Source organism: uncultured Aquincola sp., assembly GCF_964001545.1.
Classification (GTDB): domain Bacteria; phylum Pseudomonadota; class Gammaproteobacteria; order Burkholderiales; family Burkholderiaceae_C; genus Aquincola.
Map to the genome: position 1 here is coordinate 1 of NZ_CAXFDV010000103.1, position 5,578 is coordinate 5,578.

The window sequence follows — 5,578 nt, forward strand, 5'->3', positions numbered from 1 at the left end:
CTATGCGATGTGCGACGCGGTGCGCGAAAAGGCCGCCGCCTTCGGCGGCGCCGTCACGCGTGAAGCCGGCCCGGTCAAGGGCGGCAGCACCGTCATCGCTTTCGTCACCGACCCGGACGGCTACAAGATCGAGCTGATCCAGGGCGGGGTCTGAAGTTGACTTGAGGGTGCCGGAGCGAGATCTCAGCCCCTCAAGGCTGTCGCACCCTTCGCCAGCTGCGTGATGCGGCCCCAGTCGCCGGCTTCCACTGCGTCGGCCGGCGTCAGCCACGAGCCGCCGCACACCTTCACGTTGGGCAGCGCCAGGAAATCGGGCGCCGTCTGCAGGCTGATGCCGCCCGTGGGGCAGAACACCACATCGGGGAACGGGCCGGCCAGCGCCTTCAGCATCGGGATGCCGCCGGCCTGCATGGCCGGGAAGAACTTGAGGAACTGCAGGCCATCGGCCTGCGCCGCCATCACCTCGCTGGCGGTGGCCACGCCGGGCAGCAGCGGCAGGCCGGCGGCCTGGCAGGCGCGACCCACTTCGCTGGTGTAGCCGGGGCTCACGCCGAACACCGAGCCGGCGTTCTTGGCCGCCTGCGCATCGGCGGCCCAGCGGATGGTGCCGGCGCCGACGATGGCATCGGGCACCGCCTTGGCGATAGCTTCGATGCATTGCAGCGCCACCGGCGTGCGCATGGTGACTTCCAGCACGCGCACGCCGCCGGCCACCAGGGCTTCGGCCAGCGGCACGGCGTCTTCCACGCGCTGCAGCACGATGACCGGAATCACCGGGCCATAAGAAACGAGGTCGAGGGTGTTGTTCATGAAGGTCCTTGTCAAAGCCAGGTGCAGGCGCCCTCTTCGGCGCTGACCGCGTTCTTGCGCATGCCCGCGAACAGCTCGCGACCCAGGCCATGCGCGTTGTCTTTAGCCGCCTCGGGGCGGATGGTGGCCACCGGGCGGGCGGCCCAGGTGGCGTCGTCCACCAGCACGTCCAGCACACCATGCACCGCATCCAGGCGGATGATGTCGCCGTCCACCACCTTGGCCAGCGGGCCGCCGGCCAGCGCCTCGGGGCTGACGTGGATGGCCGCCGGCACCTTGCCCGAGGCACCGCTCATGCGGCCATCGGTCACCAGCGCCACCTTGAAGCCCTTGCCTTGCAGCACGCCCAGCGGCGGCGTGAGCTTGTGCAGCTCGGGCATGCCGTTGGCGTTCGGCCCCTGGAAGCGCACCACGGCCACGAAGTCGCGTTCCAGCTCGCCGGCCTTGAAGGCCACTTGCAGCGCTTCCTGGCTTTCGAACACGCGGGCGGGCGCTTCCACCACATGGCGGTCTTCCGGCACGGCCGAGACCTTGATCACCGCGCGGCCCAGCTTGCCGGTCAGCAGCTTCAGGCCGCCCGTCTCGCTGAAGGGGGCCGAGGCCAGGCGCACCACCGATTCATCCCGGCTTTGAGCAGGCAGGCGCTGCCACACCAGGCGCTCACCGTCCAGCGCGGGCACGTCGCCGTAGGCGGCCATGCCGCCGCTGGCGATGGTGGCCACGTCGGGGTGCAGGCAGCCGGCGGCCAGCAGTTCGCGCAGCACGAAGCTGGGGCCGCCCGCGGCCTGGAACTGGTTCACGTCGGCCGAGCCGTTGGGGTACACGCGCGACAGCAGCGGCACATTGGCCGACAGGTCGGAGAAGTCGGTCCAGTCGATCAGGATGCCGGCCGCGCGGGCCACGGCCACCCAGTGGATCAGGTGGTTGGTGGAGCCGCCGGTGGCCAGCAACGCCACCATCGCGTTGACGATGGTGCGCTCATCGACCAGCTTGCCGATGGGCTGGAAATGGGCGCCCTTGCCGATGGCCAGCACGCGGCGCAGCGCTTCCCGCGTGAGCGCCTCGCGCAGCGTGGCATGGGGGTGCACGAAGGCCGAGCCGGGCACGTGAAGGCCCATCGATTCCAGCAGCATCTGGTTGCTGTTGGCGGTGCCGTAGAAGGTGCAGGTGCCCGGGCCGTGGTAGGCGGCCGATTCGGCAGCCAGCAGCTCGTCGCGGCCCACCTGGCCCTGCGCGAACTTCTCACGCACCTTCGACTTCTCATTGTTCGACAGGCCCGTGCTCATCGGGCCGGCTGGCACGAACACACAGGGCAGGTGCCCGAAGTGCAGCGCGCCGATCAGCAGGCCGGGCACGATCTTGTCGCACACGCCCAGCAGCAGCGCGCCGTCGAACACGTCGTGGCTGAGCGCGATGGCGGTGCTCATCGCGATGGTGTCGCGCGAGAACAGGCTCATCTCCATGCCGGGCAGGCCCTGGGTGACGCCGTCGCACATGGCGGGCACGCCGCCGGCCACCTGCAGCGTGGCCCCCTGGCGGTGCGCCTCGTCGCGCAGGATGGCCGGAAAGCCTTCGTACGGCTGGTGGGCCGACAGCATGTCGTTGTAGGCCGTGACCACGCCGATGTTGGGCGCCCGCTCGGCCACCACGCGCAGCTTGTCGTTGGCGGGCAGCGCTGCAAAAGCGTGCGCCACGTTGGCACAACCCATGCGATCACTGCCGCGGGGGCGGTTGATGAGCTTGTCGACCCGCGACAGGTACGCCGAGCGGGTGGCGTGGCTGCGCTCCCGGATGCGGTCCGTGATGCTGGCAATGGCTGGTTTCATGGCGGCGCCCCTGTAACTCGATACTCGATTCTTACGAAACAAGGTTACATCGTCAAATCAACTTCGTTTGACCATGTATCGGCTCTGTCATCATCTCGCCCTGTGATGGACGACCCTCGCCACGCCCAGCCCTTGCCCGCGTCCGGCAGCGATGCAGAGGCCGGCGCACCGGCCGAGTTGCCGCGGTGCCGGCCTTCGGCAAGCCGCGATCCCAAAGCGATGTTGCAGGAGGTGCGCCGCCGGTGGACCCCGACCGAAGACCTCTGGGTGTTCGGCTACGCCTCGCTGATCTGGCGCCCCGAATTCCACGCCGACGAACACCGGCCCGGCATGGTGCGCGGCTGGCACCGTGCGCTGCGCATGCGCTCCAACATCAACCGCGGCACGCCCGACAACCCGGGCCTGGTGTTCGCGCTGATGCCCGGCGGCTCCTGCCGCGGCATGGTGTACCGGGTGGCGCGCGAGCGGGCCGACGCCGAGCTGGAACGCCTGTGGGCGCGCGAGATGATCAACGGCGTGTACGACCCGCGCTGGCTGCCCTGCCTGACGCCGCGCGGCCGCGTCACCGCCCTCACCTTCACCCTCAGCCGGCGCAGCCCCAGCTACACCGGTCGCCTGAGCGACGACGAGATGGTGCAGATCCTGCGCCGGGCGCGCGGCCGCTTCGGCACCACGCTGGAATACCTGTGCGAAACCGCCCGCTGCCTGGAAGAGCGCGGCATGACCGACCAGGAGCTGCGCCGGCTGATGGCCCTGGCGCGCCGGCACGACCTGGCCTGATCACTTGCCCACCACCGCATGCTGCTGCTGGTGCCGCTGGGCCGCCGCGAAGTCTTCAACCGTGTCCAGGTCGATCAGCGCGCCGGCATCATCCACGTCCACTGCCTGCGACGGGTAACGCGCCACCAGGCGCCGCGCGCCTTCGTCGCCCTGCAGCATCACCAGGTCGGTGAACAGCTCGGCCGAAAAGCCCACCGGATGGCCGCGCCGGCCGGCGTGCTGCGCATAAGCCACCGGGTGCGTCTGCAGCGCCGAGGCCACCGCGGTGAGCGTGGAGGGGCGCACCAACGGCATGTCGCCGGGCATCATCAACCAGCCCGGCGCATGCGGCCGCGCCTCCACACCCGCCGCGATGGAGCTGCCCATGCCCAGGCCGGGCTGGCTGTCGGCCGGCGGCAGCACCACCACGTCGCGGCTGGCCACCACCGAGCGGGCCAGCGGCTCCAGCGCTGCGGTGGTGACCACCACCACGCTCATCTGCGAAGCCACCACGCGGCGCAGCGTGCACACCAGCACCGGAGCACCGCCCTCGAACGGTTGCGCCAGCTTGTGCTGCGGCCCCTGGAAACGGCTGCCCCGCCCCGCGGCCAATACGATCACTGTCGGTTGCGACCTCATGGTGCAACCCTCCCTTCCTCGTCCGCGGCGCGAAATTGCTGCAGCGCGGTATAGCAAGGATGGGACCCCTGCGCGCCGACAGGTAGTGGGGCTGCTACGTAGGGCCCACCCCGTAAGCGCAAATGCCGGGTGGGCCGGGCATGGCATCTGCTGTCGGCGCTATGCTGGCGCGATGGACATTTCACTGGCGGACCTCCGCAAGAGTTATGAACGGGCCGAGCTGGACGAAAACGCGTCCGACGCCGACCCGCTGAAGCAATTCGAAGCCTGGCTGCAGCAGGCGCTGAGCGCGCAGGTGCCCGAAGCCTCGGCGATGACGCTGGCCACCGTGGGCGAAGGCGGCCGGCCTTCCACCCGGGTGGTGCTGCTCAAGGGCTGCGACGCACGTGGCCTGGTCTGGTACACCAACTACGAGAGCCGCAAGGGCCGCGAGCTGGCCGACCACCCCTTTGCCGCGCTGCAGTTCCACTGGGTGGAGCTGGAGCGCGTGGTGCGCATCGAGGGCCGGGTGCAGAAGGTGGACGACGCCGAGTCGGACGCCTACTTCAACTCCCGCCCGCTCGATTCGCGCATCGGGGCCTGGGGTTCGCCACAAAGCCAGGTGATCGGCTCGCGCGCCACCTTGGTGGCCAATGCCGCCAAGTTCGGCGCACGTTACGCGCTGAACCCGCCGCGCCCGCCGCACTGGGGCGGTTACCGGCTGGTGCCCGACCGCTGGGAGTTCTGGCAAGGCCGCAAGAGCCGCTTGCACGACCGCCTGCGCTACCGGCTGGACGAAGCCGGCCAGTGGGTGCGCGAGCGGCTGGCGCCCTGACGGGCACCAGCGCGCCGCCCTCGTTCAGTCAGAACGCGACACGCACGCCCGCCGTCAGCGCCCGGGCCCCCAGCGGCGACAGGTCACGCACCGTGCGGATGGCCGCAGCGTTGTAGGCCAGCTCGTTGGTCACGTTGTCCAGCCGCACGAACCACAGCGCATCGGCCTGCTGCAGCGGCATCTTCCAGGTGGCGAACAGGTTCAGCACCGTGGAAGAAGGCGTGGCCACGTCGGCGGCCGGCACCCGGTCCTGCCGCGCGGCGTGCACCACCGTGGCGCCGAGCTGCCAGGGGCCGCTGGCGGTGGTCAGGCCGGCGCGCACTCGCACCGGCGCCAGCCGGGCCAATGGCTCGCCGGTGGTCAGGTTGTCGCCGCGCACCATGTCGACGGCCGCGTCGGCATCCAGCGTCCACGGGCGGTTCAGCAGCCGGGTGTGGCCTTCCAGCTCCAGGCCGCGCAGGCGTGCGCGGGCCGCGGTGAAGGCGTATTCGGGCACGTCGTCGATCACGTTGCCGGTGGCGTCCAGGCCGATGTAGCGCGAAAAGCGCGTCTGGAACACGCTGGCCTTGAAGCGGTGCTCGTCCTGCTTCCACTCGGTGCCGAGTTCCAGGTGGCGGCTGCGTTCCACACCCAGCGTGGTGTCGCCGCGCTCATAGGCGGCGGTGGCCACGTGCACGCCGTTGGCGTACAGCTCGTAGTAAGCCGGCGCCCGCTCGGTGGCACCGACCGA

General features: G+C 70.3%; 7 protein-coding genes. 3 read left to right on the plus strand and 4 right to left on the minus strand.

All coding sequences use genetic code 11. The features are described 5' to 3' along the window. Positions 1-154 (plus strand): VOC family protein (locus ABNT58_RS03490; protein WP_348752129.1); only part of this gene is annotated, 154 nt, incomplete at its 5' end. Between the two features lie 29 nt (positions 155-183). Here the strand turns inward: ABNT58_RS03490 and eda are convergent. Continuing rightward, entirely contained in the window at positions 184-810 is a 627-nt protein-coding gene (gene eda / locus ABNT58_RS03495; RefSeq protein WP_348752123.1) for a bifunctional 4-hydroxy-2-oxoglutarate aldolase/2-dehydro-3-deoxy-phosphogluconate aldolase, read from the minus strand. 11 nt (positions 811-821) lie between these two features. Further along, the gene (edd, locus tag ABNT58_RS03500) at positions 822-2,636 is read right to left on the minus strand and encodes a phosphogluconate dehydratase (RefSeq protein WP_348752124.1); all 1,815 of its coding nucleotides are present in this window, start codon (positions 2,634-2,636) and stop codon (positions 822-824) included. Between the two features lie 219 nt (positions 2,637-2,855). On the opposite strand from edd, the gene ABNT58_RS03505 reads away from it, so the two are divergent. Beyond that, the gene (locus ABNT58_RS03505; protein ID WP_348752125.1) at positions 2,856-3,416 is read left to right on the plus strand and encodes a gamma-glutamylcyclotransferase; all 561 of its coding nucleotides are present in this window, start codon (positions 2,856-2,858) and stop codon (positions 3,414-3,416) included. Here the strand turns inward: ABNT58_RS03505 and ABNT58_RS03510 are convergent, their stop codons facing one another. Further along, the gene (locus ABNT58_RS03510; protein WP_348752126.1) at positions 3,417-4,034 is read right to left on the minus strand and encodes a nucleotidyltransferase family protein; all 618 of its coding nucleotides are present in this window, start codon (positions 4,032-4,034) and stop codon (positions 3,417-3,419) included. A 172-nt stretch (positions 4,035-4,206) separates the two neighbouring features. On the opposite strand from ABNT58_RS03510, the gene pdxH reads away from it, so the two are divergent. Continuing rightward, positions 4,207-4,848: a pyridoxamine 5'-phosphate oxidase gene (gene pdxH / locus ABNT58_RS03515; protein WP_348752127.1), complete on the plus strand. Its 642-nt coding sequence runs from the start codon at positions 4,207-4,209 to the stop codon at positions 4,846-4,848. Positions 4,849-4,876: 28 nt separating this feature from the next. Here pdxH and ABNT58_RS03520 read toward each other — a convergent pair. Beyond that, on the minus strand, positions 4,877-5,578 hold a 702-nt coding region (locus ABNT58_RS03520), incomplete at its 5' end, for a TonB-dependent receptor (protein ID WP_348752128.1).

What these genes read in the sequence shown, in the direction of transcription:
- eda (WP_348752123.1), bottom strand. Translation starts at nt 810, where the DNA reads ATGAACAACACCCTCGACCTCGTTTCTTATGGCCCGGTGATTCCGGTC.
- edd (WP_348752124.1), bottom strand. Translation starts at nt 2,636, where the DNA reads ATGAAACCAGCCATTGCCAGCATCACGGACCGCATCCGGGAGCGCAGC.
- ABNT58_RS03505 (WP_348752125.1), top strand. Translation starts at nt 2,856, where the DNA reads ATGTTGCAGGAGGTGCGCCGCCGGTGGACCCCGACCGAAGACCTCTGG.
- ABNT58_RS03510 (WP_348752126.1), bottom strand. Translation starts at nt 4,034, where the DNA reads ATGAGGTCGCAACCGACAGTGATCGTATTGGCCGCGGGGCGGGGCAGC.
- pdxH (WP_348752127.1), top strand. Translation starts at nt 4,207, where the DNA reads ATGGACATTTCACTGGCGGACCTCCGCAAGAGTTATGAACGGGCCGAG.